Source organism: Ochrobactrum sp. WV_118_8 (genome assembly GCF_039631535.1).
Classification (GTDB): domain Bacteria; phylum Pseudomonadota; class Alphaproteobacteria; order Rhizobiales; family Rhizobiaceae; genus Brucella; species Brucella anthropi.
This window is the reverse complement of record NZ_JBDIUZ010000001.1, coordinates 1,050,747-1,073,169: the sequence shown is the minus strand read 5'-3', so window position 1 is coordinate 1,073,169 and position 22,423 is coordinate 1,050,747. Positions and strand designations below refer to the sequence as shown.

The window sequence follows — 22,423 nt, the reverse complement described above, 5'->3', positions numbered from 1 at the left end:
CCCAACACTTGATGCATCGCCTTCGGGCGTCATCTTCGGTTTGGGAGGATCGGAAATGCAGCAGGCCAGTTATGTACACGGTGCGAGCGACAAGCTTCTCATCGGCAATACGATCGGTCGGCATCTCGACCAGATCGCGGAAAAATATCCCGACCGTCCTGCCGTGATCGTCCGGCACCAGAATATCCGGCTGACCTATTCCGAACTCAAACAACTGATCGATCGGCTTGCCGAAGGCTTCCTCGCCATCGGGCTTCGCCCCGGCGAACGTCTCGGCATATGGTCGCCGAACAATCTCGAATGGATTCTCACCCAGTTTGCGAGCGCAAAGGCGGGTCTGATCCTCGTCAACATCAACCCGGCCTATCGGGCGCATGAGCTGGAATATGTGCTGGGGAAAGTCGAATGCGCAGCACTCATCCTCGCGCCGTCACTGAAAACCAGCAACTATATCGATATCCTGCGCAGCATCGTGCCTGAACTGGATGAAGCCCGCCCCGGCCACGTGATGTCTGAGCGACTTCCCAATCTAAGGTGCGTCATCCGGATCGGCGCGGAACAGACGCCGGGCATGCTGAATTTCGACGATGTCGCCCAATCCGGCGATGAAGTCACCGGGCAAGAACTGGCGCAGCTTGCCGAAGAACTGCAATTTGACGATCCCATCAATATCCAGTTCACCAGCGGCACGACCGGCAGCCCGAAGGGCGCAACGCTCTCGCATCACAATATCCTCAATAACGGGTTTTTCGTCGGCGAGGCGATGCAGCTTTCCGAACAGGACCGGCTCTGCATCCCGGTGCCGTTCTATCATTGCTTCGGCATGGTGCTCGGCAATCTTGCCTGCGTGACCCATGGTTCCTGCATGGTGATCCCGAACGAGAGTTTCGATCCGCTCCTGACGCTCCAGACCGTTGAAGAGGAGCAATGCACCGGCCTTCATGGCGTGCCGACAATGTTCATTGCGATGCTGGATCACCCGGATTTCAGCCGTTTCAACCTCACCAGCCTGCGCACCGGCATCATGGCCGGATCGCCCTGCCCCATCGAAGTGATGCGGCGTGTGGTGAGCGAGATGCACCAGAGCGAAATCACCATCGCCTATGGCATGACGGAAACCAGCCCGGTCAGCTTTCAGAGTTCGACGACCGATCCACTGGAACGGCGCGTTTCCACCGTCGGGCGCATCCATCCGCATCTGGAGGTGAAGATCGTCGATGCGGATGGCAAGGTGGTGCCGCGTGGCGAAAAGGGCGAATTGCTGACGCGGGGCTACAGCGTCATGCGCGGCTACTGGAACGATGCGGAAAGTTCAGCCGGCGCCATAGATGATGCGGGCTGGATGCACACGGGAGACCTCGCGACGATAGACGAGGAAGGCTATTGCAACATCGTCGGGCGCATCAAGGATCTCATCATTCGCGGCGGCGAGAACATCTATCCCCGCGAGATTGAAGAGTTCCTCTTCAGCCATCCCGCGATCAGCGACGTCCAGATATTCGGCATTCCCGATCGAAAGTTCGGCGAAATCATCTGCGCCTGGGTCAAGCTGCACAAGGATGGCCAGCTTTCCGAAGAGGAACTGGCCGAATATTGCCGACAGCGCATCGCGCATTACAAGGTTCCAGCCCATATCCGATTCGTGGATCAGTTTCCGATGACCGTAACCGGCAAGATCCAGAAATTCGTCATGCGGGAGGTCATGATCGAGGAACTCGAATTGCAGGAAATTCGAACAGCGTAATTATCTCGTCACATCACGAGACATATTCTCCTAGAGCGGGATGTTTGTAAGTGTATCGTCGTTTCGCTCCAAGTTTTTGTTTGAGCATGATTTTATCCGAAAACCGGTTCCCACTTTTCGGAATCATGCTCTAATATTTTCGCTCATGGCGGCTTGCAAAGCGAAGGCGAGAATGCATATTACGTAAACGTAAGATTTTTGGGAGAGTTTCCATGGAAGAACTGATCGCACGCATCACCTCCAAAGTTGGCATCGATGCGGCAACGGCAGAAAAGGCAGTCGGCATGATCCTCGCCTTCCTGCAGAAGGAAGGCCCGGCAGCGGAAGTCCAGAAGCTTCTGGCAGCATTCCCCGGCGCTGAAGAAGCAATCGCGCAGGTCAAGGGCGGCGGCTTCCTGTCCGGCCTGATGGGCGGCGTGATGGGTCTCGGCTCCCAGCTCATGGGCGCTGGTCTGGGCATGGGTGAAATTTCCGGCGTTGCCAAGGAAACCATCCGCTTTGCCAAGGAAAAGGCTGGTGACGAACCAGTTGATGCCGTCATCGGCGCAATTCCGGGCCTCGGCCAGTTCGTCTGATCAAACTTTACATGCTCGAAAAGGCCCCGGGTTCCGGGGCCTTTTTGTTTTGGGCTGCCCAACCGAGTATACCGGCACAAATAATGACACCGATCAGTATAAAACAATAGTATTTAAGTCATGTTTTTCACGATAACGTGAAGCCTATGTAATAATCCCTATAAATTCAGGATGATACTTGCTGCACTGGGGATTTAACCGACGCAATGATTGCAATGCCCCGGATTGTATCGGATATTTGAACCAAGGGACGAAGTCTGTTCAATTTTTAAATGCGGAGGATCGCATGCGTTTGTTTTTCCTGACTATCAGCTCTGCAGCTGTATTGATCGCCGGCGCAGCACAGGCTGACGTCACCGCAGATCGTCAGGCAATCATGAAGGACCTTGGACGCTCAGTCGGGTCAATTGCTCCGATGATCAAGGGTGAGAAGCCATTCGACGCCACCACAGCACTTGCTGCGCTGGAAAAGATCGATGCCGATGCCAAGAAGCTGGATGTGGATGCGTTGTTCCCGGCCGGTTCGGATCAGGGCGATACTGAAGCTTCGCCGAAAATCTGGGAAACCAAAGACGACTTCGTCAAGCACGTCGAAAAATTCCGGACCGACGCCGCTACGGCACTGGCTGCCAAACCGCAGGATCTTGATGCGCTGAAGCCAGCCTTCCAGCAGGTTGCCGCCAATTGTGGTTCCTGCCATCAAGCCTATCGCGTCAAGAAGAACTGATCTTCGCTGTTGACAGAATGCACACCGAACGGAAACACTCGGTGTGCAAAAAAATTTGCAGCAAAAGTGCGGTGCAATTCCAGTGCATCCGTACTTTGGAACTGTCACGCTAAATAACGGTCATAAGAGCGGTCTGGCTTGTCCTGGAACCGCCTCACGGGAACAGATGGAATGGTCCGAAAACTGGCATATGCCGCAGGCGCCGTGGTCGTCCTTGGAGCCGCTGCCTTCTGGATTCTGACCGCTCCGCAGAAGGTGGACGCGACCGTTTTGGACGCGATGAAGCCGGGCGATCCCGTCAAGGGCGAACAGGTTTTCTGGGCAGGCGGCTGTGCCTCCTGCCATGCCGCGCCAGGTGCCTCCGGCGATGCACGCAAGGTTCTGGCAGGCGGACATGAACTGGTTTCAGATTTCGGGACATTCATCGCTCCCAATATTTCCCCGTCAGAGCAAGGTATCGGCACATGGACCATACAGGACTTTGCCAATGCGATGCTGAAGGGGGTCGGCAAGCAGGACGAACATCTTTATCCATCGTTCCCCTACACTTCTTATACCAAAATGCAGCCCCAGGATGTGGCCGATCTCTTTGCGTTTATGAAAACATTGCCGCCCTCCGATAATGTCGCAGCGCCGCACAAGCTTTCCTTCCCCTTCACGGTCCGACGGGGGCTCGGCCTCTGGAAACAGCTTTACCTGTCCGACCAGCCTGCGGTGGAAATCGCAAATGCTTCCGACCAGGTGAAGCGCGGCCAGTATCTGACTGAAGCCCTTGGCCATTGCGGCGAATGTCACACACCGCGCAATGCGATTGGGGGGGTAGACACAAGCAAGTGGCTCGCCGGAGCATTGTCGCCTGAAACCGGCAGTGACGGGAAAAAAGGCGTCGTGCCGAACATCACGCCGGATGAAGCGGGCATCGGCGGCTGGAGCGGGAAAGACATCTCCTACGCCCTGCAAAGCGGCTTTACCCCGGATTTCGATTCGCTTGGCGGATCGATGACCGATGTGGTTGCGAACATGGCTCACCTTGCCGAAGCCGACCGCAATGCCATTGCTGCCTACCTGGAAGCTATTCCGTCGCACCCAAACGGCTATCCTGCGCGTTGAGGGCCGCGATCCGGCATAATCTTACCGATCCTCGTTTCACTCCGGCCGGATTTTGCTCTATATCATAAGTTATAGTTGAACAGAGGGAGCAAGCTGCCTGATGACTGCCGAAGACGCTATTTTTCTTGGCGCGAGCCGCAAGCCTGACGACTCCTACCAGCAGCCGGAATATCTAGCGCTGAAATACGGCAACCGGCACGGTCTCGTCACCGGCGCGACCGGCACGGGTAAAACGGTCACGCTGCAGGTTCTGGCCGAAAGCTTTTCAGCGGCTGGCGTTCCGGTTTTCTGCGCCGACATCAAAGGCGATCTTTCCGGCATTGGCGCGATCGGCGTTCAAAATGACGGCCTCCTCAAGCGTGCAGCGGAAGTGAAGCTCGATCCGTACGAAATGCGCGCGGCGCCTGTGATCTTCTGGGATATTTTCGGCGAACAGGGACACCCTGTCCGCGCCACCATTTCCGAAATGGGGCCGCTCCTCCTGTCGCGCCTGATGAATCTGACCGAGGCGCAGGAAGGTGTGCTGAACATCGCCTTCCGCCTGGCGGACGAAGAAGGCTTGCTGCTACTGGACCTGAAGGACTTGCAAGCCATCCTCGCCGAAATGGCGGAGCGCTCGGCAGAACTTTCGGGCAAGTACGGCAATGTGAACAAGGCTTCGGTGGGTGCAATCCAGCGTTCGCTTCTGGTCCTCGACCAGCAGGGCGGCTCGAAATTCTTCGGGGAACCAGCGCTCAAGATTTCAGACCTGATGCGCACCACGACCGACGGGCGCGGTGTAGTGAGCGTGCTTGCTGCCGACAAGCTGATGATGAGCCCGCGGCTCTATTCCACTTTCCTGCTTTGGCTGATGTCGGAACTCTTCGAGGAACTGCCGGAAGTCGGCGATCCCGATAAGCCGCGGCTCGTCTTCTTCTTCGATGAAGCCCATCTTCTCTTCGATGAAGCGCCGAAGGCTCTGGTCGACCGTGTCGAACAGGTGGTGCGCCTGATCCGCTCCAAGGGTGTCGGCGTTTATTTCGTGACGCAGAATCCGCTCGATGTGCCGGAAACCGTTCTGGCGCAGCTCGGCAATCGCGTGCAGCACGCGCTTCGCGCCTATACGCCGCGCGAAACCAATGCCGTGAAGACGGCAGCCGATACATTCCGTCCGAACCCGGATTTCAACACGTTTCAGGCGATCACCAATCTCGCCACTGGCGAAGCACTGGTGTCGACGCTGCAAGCCAAGGGGGTGCCTTCAATCGTGCAGCGCACGCTTATGCGCCCGCCTTCATCGCGTATCGGCCCGCTGACGCCGGAAGAACGCGCGAAGATCATCGCCGCAAGCCCGGTTGCCGGGCAGTACGATCAGGTACTGGATCGCGATTCCGCTTTCGAAATGCTGGCCCGCAAGGCGCAGAATGCTGCAGCAGCCCAGCAAAAGACCAAGGAAGAGGAAGAAGGCGGCGGTAGTATCCTTGGCGACCTCGTCGGCACCGCACTTGGTACTGGTCGCCGCTCCGGTCGCCAGACGGTCGCGGAAACGGCCATGAAGTCCGTTGTCCGCTCGGTCGGCAATTCGCTTGGCCGCGCACTTGTGCGCGGCATTCTCGGCGGCTTCAAACGGTAGAAGGTGCCAGTGTCACGCCTTCGCCGGTTTGGCGAGGGCGTAGGCGACAAGGGCATTGGCATGGCCATGCCCCATCTCGAATTCCGACTTCAGCCAGTTGACGATTTCCATATGCTTGTCGCCCTTTCGCTGCTCGATCAGCGAAAGCCAATGCTGGACAGGCTGCCCGTATTTTTTCTCGATGGACGGGAAATAGGATGCAGGGCCTTTCACGACTTCCTTGGCGACTTTTTCCTCGGACATGACTTCCCTCCCCTTGTTCCGACGATTTGTCCGCGCGGAAAGTGACTTATTTTCAAGGCGGCGGCAAGTTGGCGCGCGGCACAATGGAAAAAGCCCCGGACAGCTGGCTATCCGGGGCTTTTGCAATCTGTCGTTCAGACAATCGCTATTACATCACGAGAATCGGCGATTTCGCCGGAACGCGATCATAGAGGTCGATGATGTCCTGGTTCAGGAAGCGTACGCAGCCCGAAGAGACTGCCTTGCCGATGGACCACCATTCCGGATTGCCGTGCAGGCGGTACAGCGTGTCCTTGCCGTCCTGGAAAATATAGAGAGCGCGGGCGCCGAGCGGGTTCTTGAGGCCCGGAGCCATGCCGCCGTTCCTGGCGCTGTACTGCACCAGTTCCGGCTGACGGGCGACCATTTCATCCGGTGGGGTCCAGCGCGGCCACTGGCGCTTGTACTGGATCACAGCGCGACCCGACCACGCGAAACCTTCGCGGCCAATGCCCACGCCGTAGCGCATTGCTTGTCCGTTTTCGAGGACCAGATAGCAGAAGCGGTTGGCCGTATCGATGACCAATGTACCGGGCAGTTCGCCGGTTGGATCCTGCACAACCTGACGCAGGAAGCGCTTGTCCATCTTCTGGATCGGAATTGCCGGAAGCTGGAAGCCGCCATCCTCGACGGCAGCATACATCTGCGTCCATCCGCCATAGGAGGAATCGACATTAGCCTGCGGGGTGCGGTTGATCGGGTTGCCCGACTGATCCACATCAATGATTGGAACATTCTGCCCCAACTGAGCGCAACCGGCCAGACCGGCGGCCGCTGTTGCTGTCATTGCCGTCAGAAAGGAACGGCGGGTAAGGGTCGTTTGCATATGAAAACCAGTTTAGTGACGGGAGGAGTTACAGATACACATTCAGGGTTAACGAATTGCGACCCGGCCAATTGTGGCAGATACGCAGTGAGCCATCGAAAAGGCCGTAAACGGCTGTTTCCGGTGTTTGGTTGCACGGAAAACGCCCGAAAAATGTGGCGTACGCCCGTTCGTAATGCGGCCTAAACGTGGCGAAAGCCCACCAGCATGGCTCGTGTTGCAGCCGCGACACAATTTTGGGTGCAGGAGCCAGCTTTCCATAAACCCGGCGAGTTCAAATTTTAGTGAGAACTCAATCAAGCAACTGAAGGCTTGGCAGAATCAGTGCCGGAGCAAACTGTTTATATTCGTCGGGCTGGTTGGTCCGATTGATCCAGACCCCGCGCATGCCGAACCGCACCGCCCCTGCCACGTCCCAGCGGTTCGAGGACTGGAACGAGATTGCGGAAGGATAAAGCCGCCATTGCAGAGTGATGAGCTCATAGACCGCCGGGGCAGTCTTGTATTTCCTGACTTCATCAACCGAAATCACGTCGTCCAGCAGGACGTCGAGCGCTGCCGAACGCACTGCGGATTCGAGCATGGCGGGCGAACCATTGGAAAGGATCGCAAGCCGTGCGCCCTTCTCCTTCAGGCTTTTGAGAGCAGCGGGCACTTCCGGATAGCAATCGAGCTTCCAATAGGCATCGAGCAAATCATTGCGCAGTGCCGGATCTACGGACGGGTAACGCGCGAATGCGAAATCGAGCGACTCCTCGGTGAGTTTCCAGAAATCGCTATAGGCACCCATCAGGCTGAGCACCCAGGAATATTCGAGCTGCTTGGCCCGCCACAGTTCGGAAAATGCCCGGCCGTCCGGCCCGGCTTTGTCTGCATGTCGCCGCACCGCCGAATGGACATCGAATAATGTGCCATAAGCGTCGAAGACATAAGAACTGTGGGACACCGTTTCCTCCTGTGAGGGTCCGCCACGCATGGCGAAGCATAAAATCTAGAATTGCGCCATCCTACTGTGATTTCAATAATAATTCATTGTCTTGAAGCTGAATTGCTCATTCACGCCATTGCCGCCCGCACCGATGCGGCCTATGTAGATTCTGCACGCAAGTTTTGAGGCAGCATCTGCTCGGCCCGCCGCAAGCTGCCCATGTAAGCTCAAAGAAAAGAGGAGAGTTTCCAATGGCTTTCGAACTGCCCGCCCTGCCGTATGACTATGACGCCCTTGCGCCTTTCATGTCGCGCGAGACGCTTGAACTTCATCACGACAAGCACCATCAGGCCTATGTCACCAACGGCAACAAGCTGCTCGAAGGCTCCGGCCTCGAAGGCAAGAGCCTAGAAGAGATCGTCAAGGAAAGCTACGGCAAGAACCAGGGCCTCTTCAACAATGCCGGCCAGCACTACAACCACATCCTGTTCTGGAAGTGGATGAAGAAGAACGGTGGCGGCAAGAAGCTGCCGGGCAAGCTTGAAAAGGCAATCGAGTCCGATCTTGGCGGCTACGACAAGTTCCGTGCGGATTTCATCGCTGCTGGCGTCGGCCAGTTCGGTTCAGGCTGGGCCTGGCTGTCGGTCAAGGACGGCAAGCTTGAAATCTCCAAGACCCCGAACGGCGAAAACCCGCTGGTTCACGGTGCAACGCCGATCCTTGGCGTCGACGTGTGGGAACACTCCTACTATGTCGATTATCGCAATCTGCGTCCGAAGTACCTCGAGGCCTTCGTCGATAGCCTTATCAATTGGGAATTCGTCGAAGAACTGTACGAAAAGGCCTGAGCCTTCATACAACAATAAAGAAAAACCCCGGTTTTGCCGGGGTTTTTTGTTGCTGCTATTCCTTGATTACCTGCACACCTACATGTTGCGCGCGCCCGGCTCCCCATCCGGCGATGGCAGCCCCCAGCCCCAACACAGCGAAGAAAAGACCACAGGCGGTAAAGCTGCCCGTTGCGCTGTGGATCAGCCCGACGATGAGCGGGCCGATTGCGGCAAGCGTATAGCCGACGCACTGCGCCATGCCGGACAGATGCGCCGCCGTGTGTGAGTCCGGCGCCCGCAGCACGATCACCATCATGGCGGCGGCGATGAGACCGCCCTGCCCGATGCCCTGAATGACCGCCAGTCCCCAATAGGTCCATAGTGGCAGATAGAGAAAGCCGATCAGCGGCAAGGCCGCACAAGCGCAGAGAATGACATTGAGCAGGCTCTGGTTCTTCTGGCGGGTAGCAATCGACGGTACCGCGAGACAGGTGATGACCTGAGCCAGGATCGAAAAAGAGACCAGACCGCCGGCCGCTGCCGGGCTCAGGCCCTGTTCGCGCAGGATCGGCGCCAGCCATCCGAAAACGATGTAGGCGGTGGAGGATTGCAGACCCATGAACAGGGTTACCTGCCAGGCCAGCTTATCCTTCCACAAGCCGATCACCTTGAAACCCGAATGGGCGACATTGTGTTTCGCACGCATGGCCTGCGGCAGCCACAACAGCAGAACGACTGCCGCCGGAACAGCCCAGAATGCCAGAGCAAGATTCCAGGAACCGCCGAGCATCCCCTTGATGGGAATGGTGAATCCGGCCGCGGAGGCAGCGCCGCCGCATAGCGCCATCGTATAAAGACCGGTCATGATGGCCGCAGTTTTCGGGAAATCACGCTTGACGACGCCCGGAAGCAGCACGTTGCCAGTAGCAATTGCGGCACCGGCCAATGCTGCGCCAATATAAAGCGAATAGAACGAACCGAAGCCGCGAATGGCGGTGCCGACAGTCAGCACGACCAGCACGAAAAGCAGAACGCGTTCGGCGCCGAAACGCTGCGCCAGCCGTGGTGCGAATGGCGCAAAGACGCCAAGGCAGACAACCGGCAATGTGGTCAGGATACCGGCTGCAACGGATGACATGCCGGTGGCATCGATGATTTCCGGCAAAAGCACGGAAACGCTGGAAAATACCGGTCGCAGATTGGCGGCGATCAGCACGAGGCTCAGACCCAGCAAAATGCGCATCGCCTTGCTTGGCGGTTGCTGGACTGGCGGCGGCGGAACGCTGTCCGCCTCAGCGTCGACCAGCGCCTCGGGCTGAAATATCGCCTCGCTTTCTGCCGCTTCCGACAGGCCTGTGTTCGTGTGGCTCATGATGCCAGCAACCTTTCAAGTTCTTCAATCAGGGGCGCCATGAAGCGGCGAACCGTTGCACCGGCCTGGTCAGGATCGCCCGAAGCGATAGCTTCAACGATCTGGCGGTGCGCCTCATGGTTTGGCTCGGGCAGTTCGCCGTCGAGCGTAGCTTCTATGGATTCGCGAATGGAGGCGGAGAAAAAGGCATAGACCTCGATCAGTGCGCTGTTGCCCGAGGCAGCGACGATGGCCTCATGAAAGGCAAAGTCTCGGGCCACGAAAGTTGCCCGGTCGAGTTCATCGCGATTGCCGCGTTGTGCCAGCATTTTCTCCAGATGCACAATCCCCTTCGGCTTGATGCGTAAGGCGGCCAGACGCGCGGCTTCCGTTTCGAGAACTGCCCGGGTCTCAAAGCGGTCGCGCAGGCTGGTATGGCGGATGCGGTCGAGGCTGCGTGCCGTGTCGGCAGTGGAACGGACATAGGTTCCCGAACCCTGCCGGGTTTCCAGCATTCCTTGCGCCACCAGCGCCCGAACAGCTTCGCGCACCGTGCCGCGGCTGACATCGAGCGTTGCGGAAAGTGCGGCTTCATTTGGCAACTGGTCGCCTATCGACCAGCGTCCCGACGTGATTTCGCCTCGCAATGCCTGCGTGGCCGAATCCGTCAAAGTCTTGCGGGATATCGCCTTCATATCTTCACCAAAGTCATCTGATGACTTGATGAATTAGACCTATGTAATGGAGCTGTCAACCATCATGAAGAAAGCTGATTGCGGGCTGGAAACCACTGCCGCATTCCGTTAACAATTTTCGCGCACAGTGCCCCATAATCCAGCCGCTCGAGATTTCGGGCCAGACGTCAGGTGCCAGTATGATCACACTTTACAGCCTTTCCGGAGACCACCTCGAACAAGTGGAAGTCGAGCCCGGCACTCCGCTGCCCGAAAATGTTATCTGGATCGACCTGTTTGCTCCTGGCGTCAATGAAGACAGTATTGTCGAAGCATGGATGGGCATTTCGATCCCCACCCGCGAAGACATGACGGAAATCGAGGAATCGAGCCGCTTCTACATGGAAACCGGCGCCCAATATCTCACAGTGCCGATCCTGCACGCGGTCGATCTCGACCATCGCGAGCTGGCGCCCGTCACCTTCATCCTGCATGGTTCACGGCTGATAACCGTGCGCTATGCCAATCCGAAATCGTTCAGCACCTATATCCTGCGCTCCACCAAACCGGGCAACGGGTTGATATCACCCAAATGCTCGGGCCTGTCGATCATGCTTGGTATTACCGAAGCCACGACGAACCGCCTCGCCGACATTCTGGAAGGTGTCGCAGGCAAGATCGATGCTGCCTCGCATTCCATCTATCGCCGTCAGCCGAAAGCGCGACCGATGACGACGGAGGATTTCCGTCACATACTGACCCAGATCGGTGGACAGGGAACATTTCTCTCGCGAATGCGCGAAAGTCTGGCGGGGATCAGCCGCATGCTGGTCTATCTGTCGGCCATCAACAATCCCGCAGCCGGCAAGAAGGAAACGCGCAGCTGGATCAAGTCGCTGGAACGCGACACGCAATCCCTGACCGCCTATGTGGATTTTCTGTCCAACAAGGTCACATTCCTTCTCGATACGATCGTTGGTCTGATTTCGGTAGAACAGAACGCCATCATCAAGATTTTCTCTGTGGCGGCGGTCGGTTTTATGCCGCCGACGCTAGTGGCTTCCATCTACGGCATGAACTTTTCCTTCATGCCGGAGCTGCAATCGCCATGGGGTTATCCGATGGCGCTTGGTCTGATGATCGCCTCCGCCCTGCTGCCGCTTTACTATTTCCGCCGAAAGGGTTGGCTGTAGCTTGTGGTGACAACACAGGCGCAACATGTTATATCATGCGTTATAACATAGGAGCAAAGCCATGAACGTAACCCTGCGCAAAATCGGCAATTCCGACGGTGTGATCATCCCGAAGGAAATGCTGGAGCAGTTGAACGTGCAAACTGGCGACACTCTGGTCCTGACCGCAGACAAGGATGGGCTGAGACTGACCAGGAGCACGGAAGACCCGGAAATCTTCGAGAAGAAAATGAAGATCGCCCGCGAGCGGATGAAAAAATACGAGACCGCTTATCGCGTGCTCGCTCAATGATTGAGTTTCATTCGCGGGCTTTCATAGAAGCGCTGCATCAGGAGCAATTGCGTTTGCATGGCGGTGCAACCGGCATTCGCGATACTGGCTTGCTTGATTCAGCACTTGCGCGTCCGCTGCAAAAGGAAGCCTATGGCGATCCGGATATCTTCGACCTGGCGGCAGCCTATCTGTTCGGTGTGCTGAAAAACCACCCCTTCGTGGACGGCAACAAGAGAACAGGGCTGGCTGCCGCCGACTTGTTTCTTTATTTCAATGGTTTCAGTCTTGAGGCCGAACAGGAAGACATTATCCAACTCGTCCTGATGGTTTCAACGAGTGAAATCGATGAAACCGGCGCCGCAGCGTTTTTTCGTGACCATACGGTCGCTATAGAAGAAGACTAAACAACCTTCAGCGACACGATTTCCCATTCGACATTATTGATTTTCACGACATCGCCGACCGGCTTGCCGAATAACAGAATGGCAACGGGCGCCACGTGGGAAATCTTGCCGTTTGATGGGTCGGCCTCGTCCTCGCCCACGATGGTCCAGCGGCGAACCTTGCCGTCGTCCAGATTTTCCAGTTCCACCGTCATGCCGAAACGCACGACATCACTGTCGGAAGCGGGAACCGAAAGCTCGGCATTTTCGCGCCGCGCCGTCCAGTAGCGCAGATCACGCGAGATACGCGCAATCGCCGAACGCTCGCCCGCTACATTGGCGTCTGCCAGCTCGCGCTGCAGCTGGGCGATTTCGTCCTCGATCATCTTCAGGCCCGTCGGCGTGACGAGATTGCGATGCGGACTGACCGGGCGCTCGCCAAGATCGGTCGGCGCGTCATCCTGTTCCCTGGTGAATGCTCTGCTCATCAGTTGAATGTAGGCAGTTGGCACATCCCCGGCAAGCCTCCTGCCAGATAACCCACCCACTGTTGCGACGGTAAATGCATGATTTGCACATCTGGTTTTTATTGATTGATGAGTCAATCAACGTTAAACTGGCGGATAATTAGCCTGAGAACGGACCACGATTATGCCCAAGATCGGGATGGAACCCTTGCGGCGGCGCGAGTTGATCGATGCCGCCATTCGTACCATCGGCCAGCGTGGTTCGCTGGACGTGACCGTCGCGCAGATCGCGCATGAGGCGGGCGTTTCACCTGCGCTTGCGCATCATTATTTCGGCGGCAAGGACAAGCTCATTCTCGCCACCATGCGGCATTTGCTGCGTGAACTGGGGCAGGATCTCAACGCCGCCATCGGACGAACCGAGACGCCGCGGGAACGTATCGCGGCCATCATTGCGGTCAATTTTTCCGCATCGCAGTTCGCGCAGGAAACCATTGCCGCCTGGCTTACCTTCTATGTGCATGCGCAACAGTCGGAGGACACCCGCCGGCTCTTGCGCATCTACGCGCGCCGCCTGCATTCAAACCTCGTTTTCGCACTTGAACAACTGACCACGCGCGAGCGGGCAAGCCGCATTGCCGAGGGCGCTGGTGCCATGATCGATGGCCTCTACATCCGTCATGCGCTCGGTGCGGATGCGCCCAATGCAGCCTCGGCGATTGCGCTGGTAGAGGATTACATCGCGGTTCAGCTTTTGGGCCAGTTTGCGGGGGAGAAATGAGTATGGAAGCGGATTTCATCATCATCGGCTCCGGCTCCGCCGGATCGGCCATGGCGTATCGACTGTCGGAAGACGGTCGCTATTCGGTGATCGTCATCGAATATGGCGTGCCCGATGTTGGCCCCCTGATCCAGATGCCGGCTGCCCTCTCCTTCCCCATGAATATGGAAACCTATGACTGGGGCTTTTCCACCGAACCGGAACCGCATATCGGCGGACGCAGCCTTGTGACGCCGCGCGGCAAGGTGCTGGGCGGCTCATCTTCTATCAACGGCATGGTCTATGTGCGCGGCCATGCCCGTGACTACGACCACTGGTCGGAAAGCGGTGCGCGCGGCTGGGCCTATGCCGATGTACTGCCCTATTTCAAGCGGATGGAAAATTCGAGCGGCGGTCAGGAAGGCTGGCGCGGCACCAGCGGTCCGCTTTTTATCCAGCGCGGCAAACGCGACAATCCGCTGTTCCATGCCTTTGTCGAGGCTGGCCATGAAGCGGGCTTTGAAGTCACGGAAGACTATAATGGCGAGAAACAGGAAGGCTTCGGCCCGATGGAGCAGACGATCCATAATGGTCGTCGCTGGTCTGCCGCCAATGCCTATCTGAAACCGGCCCTCAAGCGCCCGAATGTCAAGCTGGTCAAGGGCCTCGCGCGCAAGATCGTGCTTGAGGGCAAGCGCGCGGTTGGCGTTGAGATCGAGGCAGGCCGCAGCTTCTCGACCATCCGTGCACGGCGTGAAGTCATCATTGCCGCCTCATCGATCAATTCGCCGAAGCTCCTGATGCTCTCGGGCATCGGTCCCGCCGCACAACTGAAAGAACACGGAATTGAAGTGGTCGCCGACCGTCCCGGCGTCGGGCAGAACCTGCAGGACCATCTGGAAGTCTATATCCAACAGGAGTGCACGCAGCCGATCACGCTCTACTCCAAACTGAACCTGTTTTCGAAAGCGAAGATCGGTGCGGAATGGCTGTTCTTCAAGACCGGCGACGGCGCAACCAACCATTTCGAATCTGCGGCTTTCGTGCGCTCGAAGGCTGGCGTGGAATATCCCGATATCCAGTATCACTTCCTGCCGGTCGCGATCCGCTATGACGGCAAGGCGGCAGCACAATCGCACGGTTTTCAGGCTCATGTCGGGCCGATGCGGTCAAAATCACGCGGCAGCGTGACGCTTCGATCGGCCAATCCGCGTGAAAAGCCTGTCATCAAGTTCAATTATATGTCGCATGAAGACGACTGGGCCGACTTCCGCCATTGCGTACGGCTGACCCGCGAAATCTTCGGACAGGCCGCGTTCAATCCTTATCGGGGAGCAGAAATCCAGCCGGGCGCACATGTTCAGAGCGACGATGAAATCGATAATTTCATCAAGGAACACGTCGAAAGCGCATTCCATCCATGCGGCACGTGCAAAATGGGTGCGGTTGACGATCCAATGGCAGTGGTCGATGCTGAATGCCGGGTGATCGGTGTCGAAGGCTTGCGCGTTGCGGATTCATCCATCTTCCCGCGCATCACCAACGGCAATCTCAACGGCCCGTCGATCATGGTCGGCGAAAAGGCTTCCGATCATATTCTCGGCCGTACGCCGCTGGCGTGCTCCAATCAGGAGCCTTGGATCAATCCGCGCTGGCAAGTTTCCGACCGCTGATAAAATTTAAGGGATAACAATGAAAGCACAACCCAAAGCCTCGCATTTCATCGGCGGCGCATTCATGGAAGACAAGGCGGGCAAGCCGTTGCCGGTCATCTATCCAGCAACCGGCGAGGAAATTGCCAAGCTATATTCGGCGACACCCGATGTGATCGAGGCGGCTTATGCAGCAGCGCTGAAAGCGCAAGGCGAATGGGCTGCGCTTAAGCCCGTCGAACGCGGACGCATCCTGCGCCGCACTGCAGAAATCCTGCGCGAAAAGAACAAGAAGCTGTCGAAGCTCGAAACGCTTGATACCGGCAAGGCGCTTCAGGAAACGCTGGTGGCGGATGCAGCTTCGGCCGCGGATGCACTGGAATTTTTCGGCGGCATCATTTCAGGCTTCAACGGCGAGTTCGTGGAGCTTGGCGGTTCGTTCGCCTATACGCGCCGCGAAGCGCTCGGCATCTGCGTCGGTATCGGCGCATGGAATTATCCGATCCAGATCGCTGCGTGGAAATCCGCGCCTGCACTCGCGATGGGGAATGCCTTCATCTTCAAGCCGTCCGAAAACACGCCGCTTTCAGTGCTTGCATTGGCGGAAGCATACAAGGAAGCGGGCCTTCCCGATGGCTTATTCAATGTCGTGCAGGGCTTCGGCGATGTCGGCGCCGCACTCGTCAATCATCGCTTGACGGCCAAAGTTTCACTGACTGGTTCTGTGCCGACAGGCCAGCGCATCATGGCGCAGGCAGGCGAACACCTGAAGCACGTCACCATGGAGCTTGGTGGCAAGTCGCCGATCATCGTGTTCGATGACGCCGACCTTGAAAGCGCTATCGGCGGCGCGATGCTCGGTAACTTCTATTCGACCGGGCAGGTCTGTTCGAACGGCACCCGCGTCTTCGTTCACAAGAAGGTGCGCGAACGTTTTGTCGAACGGCTGGTCGAACGTACACGCAAGATTCGCATTGGCGATCCGCTGGATGAAGCAACCCAGATGGGGCCACTAGTCAACAGTGCACAGCGCGACAAGGTGCTGTCCTATATCGAAAAGGGTAAGGCAGAAGGGGCGAAGCTTGCCTGCGGCGGTGGCGTGCCGAAACTGCAAGGCTTCGACAAAGGCTTTTTCATCGAGCCTACCGTCTTCACGGATGTGACCGACGGCATGACCATCGCTCGCGAGGAAATCTTCGGTCCGGTGATGAGCGTTCTGGAATTCTCCGACGAGGACGAAGTAATCGCACGCGCCAACGATACCGAGTTCGGTCTGGCGGCGGGTGTGTTCACCTCCGACATAGCACGGGGCCATCGCGTAATCAGCCAGATCAAGGCCGGGACCTGCTGGATCAATGCTTATAACCTGACGCCAGTGGAAGTACCGTTCGGCGGCTATAAGCAATCTGGCATCGGACGCGAGAACGGTATTGCCGCGCTGGCCCATTACAGCCAGATCAAGACTGTCTATGTTGAGATGGGCAAGGTCGACAGCCCTTATTGACCGCTGTAATCGGCCCGCGGAATTGAAGTTGGTTCTGCGGGCGTCGGCGTACAGTCATAGCGGTAAAGCTGTGGCGACTGCACTGCCTGCGGATAGACGATGGCACGTTGCGACCGTTGGCTGGCTGGAACCGATGGTGAATTCCATAACGGCATGGCCCAAGACGGCCTTGTCACCGTATCGGAAGCACCTGTCCCTTGAACGGGAATACGTCGACACTCGGTCCCGAGAGTACCGTTTAATCCGGCTGAGGCCGCAACACTGGTGAAGCTGATCAGAGCAAGCGCCAAAGCGGCAAAAAACAGTCTCATATCGAAACACTTTCAAAACAACACTCCCAAATGCCCCAAAGTCGATCAGGCTCACGACTATAAAGCGCCTCCTCAACCCGGCTCCATTTGTACCGACAAGGCCATTCGGGACATCTTCAAACCTGAAACCAAAGATAGAAGATTTATCCAGGCGTTCAACAGCGCCCCCTGTACGAGACGTTCAAACTTCTGCGAACAAGCAGAAGTTCTATTCTGGCATTCTATCGAGAATAGTTCCTGTTCGGCATCAGACAACATATGGTGATAGTTCCAACAGGGTTGAGTTTATTAGTCAAAATCGAGAGGTTTCAGTTATATTAGAGATTAATAATATACGCTTTGGGTGGCTAGCTAAAATCAAATCCCCATGCAGAAGAATTTATTTGTTCAAGTACAAGAATGCATAAAATATGCGCCTAAACAAAAAATATTGATATTAATACATGCTATCAATATTTCGCACATCGTGCGATTTCATATCAACAACCTGCCTTGGACTGAATGACTTGTGATGGCTAATGAGATTTCAATCTCGACCGACATGGTCGACGACAAGCTTCGCAATGATTTTTGGCGATCTGCAATCAAACCCATATATGAAATCGTGGCAGAGAACAGGAAGTACCAGTTTTTTGGAACAATTGCTGCTCGCGCACTCGGCACTTTCCATGTAGGAACGACTTCCTTCAACACCCAGAACTACTCACGCACACGCAAACTCATCGCACAGGGTGGGCTTGATCACTACGTTCTGCAACTTATTACGGCAGGCAGTTTACGCGGCGATTTCAACGGGGTCGATGTCGTGGCAAAGCCTGGAGATATTATTATCATCGATCTGACACAGACCGTAGAAAGCCAGGCATCCGCCGGCTCACGCATCACTGTGACAATCCCCCGCAATGAACTGGAGGGGATAGTAGGCTGGCGCAATTTACACGGCCTTGTCTTGTCAGTGAATGCTCCCCTGACGCGTCTGCTTTTTGAATATCTCAATAGTCTGCAATCATTGATTGGCAAACTGGACAAGGCCGAAGAAAAATCAGCGCAGGAAGCAATGCTGACACTGCTTGGCGCAGGCATCAAAGGCGTTGCCCGAGAAGAAATGCAGAGCCTTCACGTCAATCTTCCCATGCGCAAGACTATCCTCGCCTATATCGACCATAACCTGTTCAATCCTCTGCTGGGGCCAAATCTTATCGTCCAGAATCTTCGCGTCTCCCGCTCACGTCTTTACCGGACATTTGATACAGAGGGTGGTGTTGCCACAATCATTCGTGAGAAGCGGCTCGATCATGCCTATCGCATTCTGGTCGGCGAGCGCGAGCGTAGCAGACACGTGACATTCAAGGAAATCGCTTATCGCTGCGGATTTCATGACGGCGCACAGTTTACCAGGGCATTCAAGATTCGTTTTGGCATTTCCCCAAAGGAAGCTCGTGAGACAAAAGCCCCGCTGCTATCGTCAGATATGGGCAACTTCGATTATACGATACATCTTGCCGAAGAAGCCGCCAAACTCGGCGTTGTCAAACCCTAGCCCGTCAACCGGAAGAAAGACGGTCCAGAAAGTCATCGCACCAGTGATTGACGTCGTGGGTGATCAGAAAAGCCATCATGCTTTCAAACCGCTCCCTACGCTCCTCAAGCGGCATGGAAAGTGCGCGGGCCATCGCATAAGCCATCGCCTCGGTGTCATACGGGTTGACCAGAATTGCGCCATCCAGTTCCTGCGCGGCACCGGCAAAGCGGGACAGGACTAGCACGCCCGGATTCTCGGGATCCTGTGCGGCGACATATTCCTTGGCGACAAGATTCATGCCATCGCGCAACGGTGTAACCAGTCCCACAGCGGCAAGCCGATATAACCCTGCCAGCACTTCCCGGTTCAAAGAGCGATTGATGTAACGTATTGGCGTCCAGTCGACGGTAGCGTTCGCACCATTCACTCGCCCGGCAAGTTCCGCCACCGCGCGTTGCATGTCCTTGTATTCTTGGACTTCCGAGCGGGATTTCGGCGTGACCTGCAGGAAAGTGACCTTGCCACGATTGCCGGGATCAACCTTCAAGAAATGCTCGAAAGCTTCCATTCGGTTGGTGATGCCCTTGGAATAGTCCAGCCGATCGACACCGATGATAAGATCGCGGTCCAGCATGCTGTCGCTCATGCGCTTTACCGTCGGGTGGCGTTGCGCCTTTTTGGCTATCTCGGCGAATGCGGCTGTCTCGATACCGATGCCGAAGCGCTCGGCACGGAACTGATGTCCGAAAGCCTCGAACAGACCGTCATCATCGAGACGCTTGCCGATTTTCTCCCGCCGCAGACAGCCGATGAAATTATCGACGTCGTTCTCGGTCTGGAAGCCCACCACATCATATGAAGCAAGGCCACGCATGATCGTTTCATGCACGGGCAGCGTGAATAGAATATCAGCGGGAGGCCAGGGAATATGCAGGAAAAAGCCGATGCGATTGGTGACACCGAGATTGCGTAGTTCGGCGGCCAGTGGAATGAGATGGTAATCGTGAATCCATATCACATCCTCCGGCTCGATCATCGGTAGAAGATGCTTCGCAAACAAGCGATTGACCCGGAAATATCCCGCCATGTCCTTGCGCGTGTAATCGATCAAATCGAGACGATAATGACAGAGCGGCCAGAGCATGCGGTTGGCGAAGCCAGCATAATATTCATCGATATCCTTCTTGTGGAGATCGAGCAGCGCGTAGCGAATGGAGCCCACATCGCGGATCGCCAGTTCCTGTGTTTGGCGATTGGGAAGTGTCTTTCCGGACCAACCGAGCCAAATACCGCCGCGTTCGCTGAGCGCCGCCTGCAACGCAACTGCCAAGCCGCCCGCAGGCGCCTTGCCCTGCTCATCAGGCAACGGAACACGATTGGAGACCACGATCAGTCGGCCCATACGTCAAGTCCTTTCAGTATTATTCTCATTCACGATCCCAGAAAGCCAAAGCCACAGCTCACCCGGGCTTGCCAGTCTGGCTGCGCCCGGATGGTCGATCGCACGGCCGATCACGACGGCTGTACCGCCAAGTTTGCGCGCCGCGCCAAGCATCGGTAAATCTGTCAGGTCGTCGCCGAATGCGATCGGCACCCTCCCCGCAAATGGCTCTTCTTCCATGAAGCGGCGCAAGGCAGCACCCTTGTCGCTGATTGCCGGGCGCAGCTCGAAAACCATCTTGCCTGATTGCACGATCCAGTCCGGCCCGGCGAGCTTCAGTGCCTTCCCGACGAGATCATGTGCCAGATCGGCTTTTTCTGGCGCGGAGCGATAATGAAGGGCAACCGCACTACCCTTGTCTTCGGCGAGAAAGCCGCTGACGCGAAGTGCAGCCTGTCGTAGAAAATCCTTCGCAATCAAAAAATGTTCGCCGGGCTCGATCAGCTCAACCAACCCGGATGCGTGCCGGAATTCGGCACCATGCAACGCGGCTATGGGGCCGCGATAATCGGGAAAGCGTTCTTCGATGAACGCAATTGCCCGGCCCGTGACCAGCGCCATTGCACCGGACAGCCGGTCGGAAATGAGCGAAAGCGATTTTTGCAGGCTAACTGGAACGATAACGCCATCGGGATTGGCCGCGATATCGAGCAGTGTTCCGTCCACATCGAAAAAAAGGGCGTTTTTTTGAAAGTCAATGACCGGCACACCGATCAGATCGGTAGCCGGGTCCTGTTCCGTTCTGGGCATGTAAAGGCAAACATCCGCGGCAGCGAATGGTTCCCGAATAAATGCAGCACCCACCGATTCCCTATTTACGTATCGCCGGTCAGGCGGCCCTACGTGCGCCCATAGACATCATCGAAACGCACAATGTCGTCTTCGCCCAGATATTCGCCGCTTTGCACCTCGATAAGCACAAGCGGTAGGATGCCCGGGTTTTCCAGCCGGTGGCGGAAGCCACAGGGGATATAGGTCGACTGATTGGTCGTTAGCAGGATCTCGCGGTCGCCGTTGGTAACTTTCGCCGTTCCCGAAACGACAATCCAGTGTTCGGAACGATGATGATGCGCCTGAAGGCTCAAGCGCCGTCCTGGCTTCACTTCGATCCGTTTAATCTTGAAGCCATCACCTTCCTCTAGAACCGTATAAGTGCCCCATGGACGATGCGCAGTGCGGTGAAGCTTGGCCGCTTCATGACCACTTGCCCGCAGCTTATTGAAGACCTTTCGCACTTCCTGCGCCTTGTCGCGATGCGCCACAAGCAAAGCATCCGGTGTGTCCACGACAAGCAGATCGTGAACGCCGACGAGGCTGACGAGCCGGGTTTCGGACAAAACAAAGCTGTCGGTCGTGTCTTCTATAACCGTTTCGCCGCGCAGACGGTTACCCTCACCGTCCGGCGCGATGAGATCCGCCATCGCGGCCCAGGACCCGATATCAGACCAGCCGCAAGACACCGGAATGCAGGCAATATTTTCGGCCTTTTCCATGATCGCGTAATCGATGGAAATCGCAGGAGCCATCGCAAAATCATCCTTTGCGATTTCGATGGTCCTGGTCTCACCGTTGACGCCGCGTCGGGCATGTTCGAGCGAAGCCTGCACGGAATTGAAGATTTCAGGCGCGAAATGCTGCATTGCTGCGAGCATGGTTCCGGCCGTGAAACAGAACATGCCGGAGTTCCAGAAATATCGACCGCTCTCAACATAGGTTTGCGCGGTCTCGGCATCAGGCTTTTCAACAAAACGCAGCACGTCCATGCCTTCAACTTCAATATAGCCAAAGCCGGTCTCCGGATGATCAGGCACAATACCGAAAGTGACAATGCGCCCCGTTTCAGCAAGCTCGCGGGCCTTTGTCACAGCCTCGGCAAAAGCAGCCTCATCCTCGATCAGGTGGTCGGCGGGCATGACAAGCAATGTCGCGTCCGGGCCGTAAGTCGCCGCAGCATGCAGAGCCGCAACCGCCACAGCTGGCGCCGTATCGCGTCCGAGCGGCTCCAGCAGAAACGCATTATCGACCTTGGGCGCCTTGGCATCGGCATAGGCATCAAGCGTCAGAAACAGGAAATCGCGGTTGGTCACGGTGAGGATATGGTCCACACCGTCGAGCAGAGCCGCACGCTTGTAGGTCTTGCCGATCAAGGTGCTGCCATCGGGCAGTTCGATGAAGGGCTTCGGATGCGCATCGCGCGAAAGCGGCCACAATCTGGAACCGGAACCGCCGCTGATAATGACAGGAATAAAGCTCATTG

At 56.6% G+C, this 22,423-nt stretch carries 22 protein-coding genes; 13 read left to right on the top strand and 9 right to left on the bottom strand.

What is annotated here, in order from left to right; translation table 11 throughout:
• The first annotated feature begins 55 nt into the window (after nucleotides 1-55).
• From ABDF71_RS05125 to ABDF71_RS05105, 5 genes are all read left to right on the top strand, one after another.
• Nucleotides 56-1,744, top strand: coding sequence for an AMP-binding protein (locus ABDF71_RS05125; RefSeq protein WP_500061235.1), 1,689 nt, complete (start codon nucleotides 56-58; stop codon nucleotides 1,742-1,744).
• A 212-nt stretch (nucleotides 1,745-1,956) separates the two neighbouring features.
• The gene (locus ABDF71_RS05120) at nucleotides 1,957-2,319 is read left to right on the top strand and encodes a DUF2267 domain-containing protein (protein WP_010661572.1); all 363 of its coding nucleotides are present in this window, start codon (nucleotides 1,957-1,959) and stop codon (nucleotides 2,317-2,319) included.
• A 286-nt stretch (nucleotides 2,320-2,605) separates the two neighbouring features.
• On the top strand, nucleotides 2,606-3,046 hold the full coding sequence (locus ABDF71_RS05115; RefSeq protein WP_010661571.1) for a c-type cytochrome: 441 nt from the start codon (nucleotides 2,606-2,608) through the stop codon (nucleotides 3,044-3,046).
• A 171-nt stretch (nucleotides 3,047-3,217) separates the two neighbouring features.
• Nucleotides 3,218-4,156 (top strand): c-type cytochrome, encoded by a 939-nt coding sequence (locus tag ABDF71_RS05110; RefSeq protein WP_151606394.1) that lies wholly within the window; start codon nucleotides 3,218-3,220, stop codon nucleotides 4,154-4,156.
• Nucleotides 4,157-4,256: 100 nt separating this feature from the next.
• Nucleotides 4,257-5,768, top strand: coding sequence for a helicase HerA-like C-terminal domain-containing protein (locus ABDF71_RS05105; protein ID WP_012092465.1), 1,512 nt, complete (start codon nucleotides 4,257-4,259; stop codon nucleotides 5,766-5,768).
• Between the two features lie 12 nt (nucleotides 5,769-5,780).
• Here ABDF71_RS05105 and ABDF71_RS05100 read toward each other — a convergent pair whose 3' ends face one another.
• The 3 genes from ABDF71_RS05100 to ABDF71_RS05090 all read right to left on the bottom strand — a co-directional run bounded on the left by ABDF71_RS05100 (nucleotide 5,781) and on the right by ABDF71_RS05090 (nucleotide 7,822).
• On the bottom strand, nucleotides 5,781-6,011 hold the full coding sequence (locus ABDF71_RS05100) for a DUF4287 domain-containing protein (RefSeq protein ID WP_012092466.1): 231 nt from the start codon (nucleotides 6,009-6,011) through the stop codon (nucleotides 5,781-5,783).
• A 148-nt stretch (nucleotides 6,012-6,159) separates the two neighbouring features.
• Complete coding sequence (locus ABDF71_RS05095; protein WP_012092467.1) at nucleotides 6,160-6,876, bottom strand: L,D-transpeptidase; 717 nt, start codon at nucleotides 6,874-6,876, stop codon at nucleotides 6,160-6,162.
• Nucleotides 6,877-7,168: 292 nt separating this feature from the next.
• Nucleotides 7,169-7,822 (bottom strand): haloacid dehalogenase type II, encoded by a 654-nt coding sequence (locus ABDF71_RS05090; RefSeq protein ID WP_010661566.1) that lies wholly within the window; start codon nucleotides 7,820-7,822, stop codon nucleotides 7,169-7,171.
• 233 nt (nucleotides 7,823-8,055) lie between these two features.
• Here ABDF71_RS05090 and ABDF71_RS05085 point away from each other — a divergent pair, with 233 nt between their 5' ends.
• Nucleotides 8,056-8,652, top strand: a complete 597-nt coding sequence (locus ABDF71_RS05085; protein ID WP_012092469.1) for a superoxide dismutase — start codon at nucleotides 8,056-8,058, stop codon at nucleotides 8,650-8,652.
• 55 nt (nucleotides 8,653-8,707) lie between these two features.
• Here ABDF71_RS05085 and ABDF71_RS05080 read toward each other — a convergent pair whose 3' ends face one another.
• Nucleotides 8,708-10,006 carry a CynX/NimT family MFS transporter gene (locus ABDF71_RS05080; protein ID WP_012092470.1) on the bottom strand — a complete coding sequence of 433 codons (1,299 nt, stop codon included), beginning with the start codon at nucleotides 10,004-10,006 and terminating at the stop codon, nucleotides 8,708-8,710.
• Nucleotides 10,003-10,680 (bottom strand): FadR/GntR family transcriptional regulator, encoded by a 678-nt coding sequence (locus ABDF71_RS05075; protein WP_036581178.1) that lies wholly within the window; start codon nucleotides 10,678-10,680, stop codon nucleotides 10,003-10,005. The genes ABDF71_RS05080 and ABDF71_RS05075 overlap by 4 nt, the downstream gene beginning before the upstream one ends.
• Nucleotides 10,681-10,859: 179 nt before the next feature.
• Between ABDF71_RS05075 and ABDF71_RS05070 the strand changes: the two genes are divergently transcribed.
• From ABDF71_RS05070 to ABDF71_RS05060, 3 genes are all read left to right on the top strand, one after another.
• Nucleotides 10,860-11,852, top strand: a complete 993-nt coding sequence (locus ABDF71_RS05070) for a magnesium transporter CorA family protein (protein ID WP_010661562.1) — start codon at nucleotides 10,860-10,862, stop codon at nucleotides 11,850-11,852.
• 61 nt (nucleotides 11,853-11,913) lie between these two features.
• Nucleotides 11,914-12,144 (top strand): AbrB/MazE/SpoVT family DNA-binding domain-containing protein, encoded by a 231-nt coding sequence (locus ABDF71_RS05065; RefSeq protein WP_061347202.1) that lies wholly within the window; start codon nucleotides 11,914-11,916, stop codon nucleotides 12,142-12,144.
• Nucleotides 12,141-12,530, top strand: coding sequence for a type II toxin-antitoxin system death-on-curing family toxin (locus ABDF71_RS05060; protein ID WP_061347201.1), 390 nt, complete (start codon nucleotides 12,141-12,143; stop codon nucleotides 12,528-12,530). The genes ABDF71_RS05065 and ABDF71_RS05060 overlap by 4 nt, the downstream gene beginning before the upstream one ends.
• On the opposite strand, the gene ABDF71_RS05055 is transcribed toward ABDF71_RS05060, so the two are convergent.
• The gene (locus ABDF71_RS05055; RefSeq protein WP_151662818.1) at nucleotides 12,527-12,997 is read right to left on the bottom strand and encodes a GreA/GreB family elongation factor; all 471 of its coding nucleotides are present in this window, start codon (nucleotides 12,995-12,997) and stop codon (nucleotides 12,527-12,529) included. The genes ABDF71_RS05060 and ABDF71_RS05055 overlap by 4 nt on opposite strands.
• A gap of 163 nt (nucleotides 12,998-13,160) precedes the next feature.
• Here ABDF71_RS05055 and betI point away from each other — a divergent pair, with 163 nt between their 5' ends.
• The 4 genes from betI to ABDF71_RS05035 all read left to right on the top strand — a co-directional run bounded on the left by betI (nucleotide 13,161) and on the right by ABDF71_RS05035 (nucleotide 18,743).
• Complete coding sequence (betI, locus tag ABDF71_RS05050; RefSeq protein WP_500061228.1) at nucleotides 13,161-13,757, top strand: transcriptional regulator BetI; 597 nt, start codon at nucleotides 13,161-13,163, stop codon at nucleotides 13,755-13,757.
• Nucleotides 13,758-13,759: 2 nt separating this feature from the next.
• Nucleotides 13,760-15,409, top strand: coding sequence for a choline dehydrogenase (gene betA, locus ABDF71_RS05045; RefSeq protein ID WP_500061653.1), 1,650 nt, complete (start codon nucleotides 13,760-13,762; stop codon nucleotides 15,407-15,409).
• Between the two features lie 19 nt (nucleotides 15,410-15,428).
• Nucleotides 15,429-16,892 carry a betaine-aldehyde dehydrogenase gene (gene betB, locus ABDF71_RS05040; RefSeq protein WP_036585847.1) on the top strand — a complete coding sequence of 488 codons (1,464 nt, stop codon included), beginning with the start codon at nucleotides 15,429-15,431 and terminating at the stop codon, nucleotides 16,890-16,892.
• 822 nt (nucleotides 16,893-17,714) lie between these two features.
• Entirely contained in the window at nucleotides 17,715-18,743 is a 1,029-nt protein-coding gene (locus ABDF71_RS05035; protein WP_500061225.1) for a helix-turn-helix domain-containing protein, read from the top strand.
• 4 nt (nucleotides 18,744-18,747) lie between these two features.
• Here ABDF71_RS05035 and otsA read toward each other — a convergent pair whose 3' ends face one another.
• The 3 genes from otsA to ABDF71_RS05020 form a co-directional block, all read right to left on the bottom strand.
• Nucleotides 18,748-20,127, bottom strand: coding sequence for an alpha,alpha-trehalose-phosphate synthase (UDP-forming) (otsA, locus tag ABDF71_RS05030; RefSeq protein WP_278514150.1), 1,380 nt, complete (start codon nucleotides 20,125-20,127; stop codon nucleotides 18,748-18,750).
• 3 nt (nucleotides 20,128-20,130) lie between these two features.
• Nucleotides 20,131-20,916: a trehalose-phosphatase gene (otsB, locus tag ABDF71_RS05025; protein ID WP_500061223.1), complete on the bottom strand. Its 786-nt coding sequence runs from the start codon at nucleotides 20,914-20,916 to the stop codon at nucleotides 20,131-20,133.
• A gap of 89 nt (nucleotides 20,917-21,005) precedes the next feature.
• Nucleotides 21,006-22,421 carry a mannose-1-phosphate guanylyltransferase/mannose-6-phosphate isomerase gene (locus tag ABDF71_RS05020; protein ID WP_151662822.1) on the bottom strand — a complete coding sequence of 472 codons (1,416 nt, stop codon included), beginning with the start codon at nucleotides 22,419-22,421 and terminating at the stop codon, nucleotides 21,006-21,008.
• Nucleotides 22,422-22,423 lie beyond the last annotated feature (2 nt).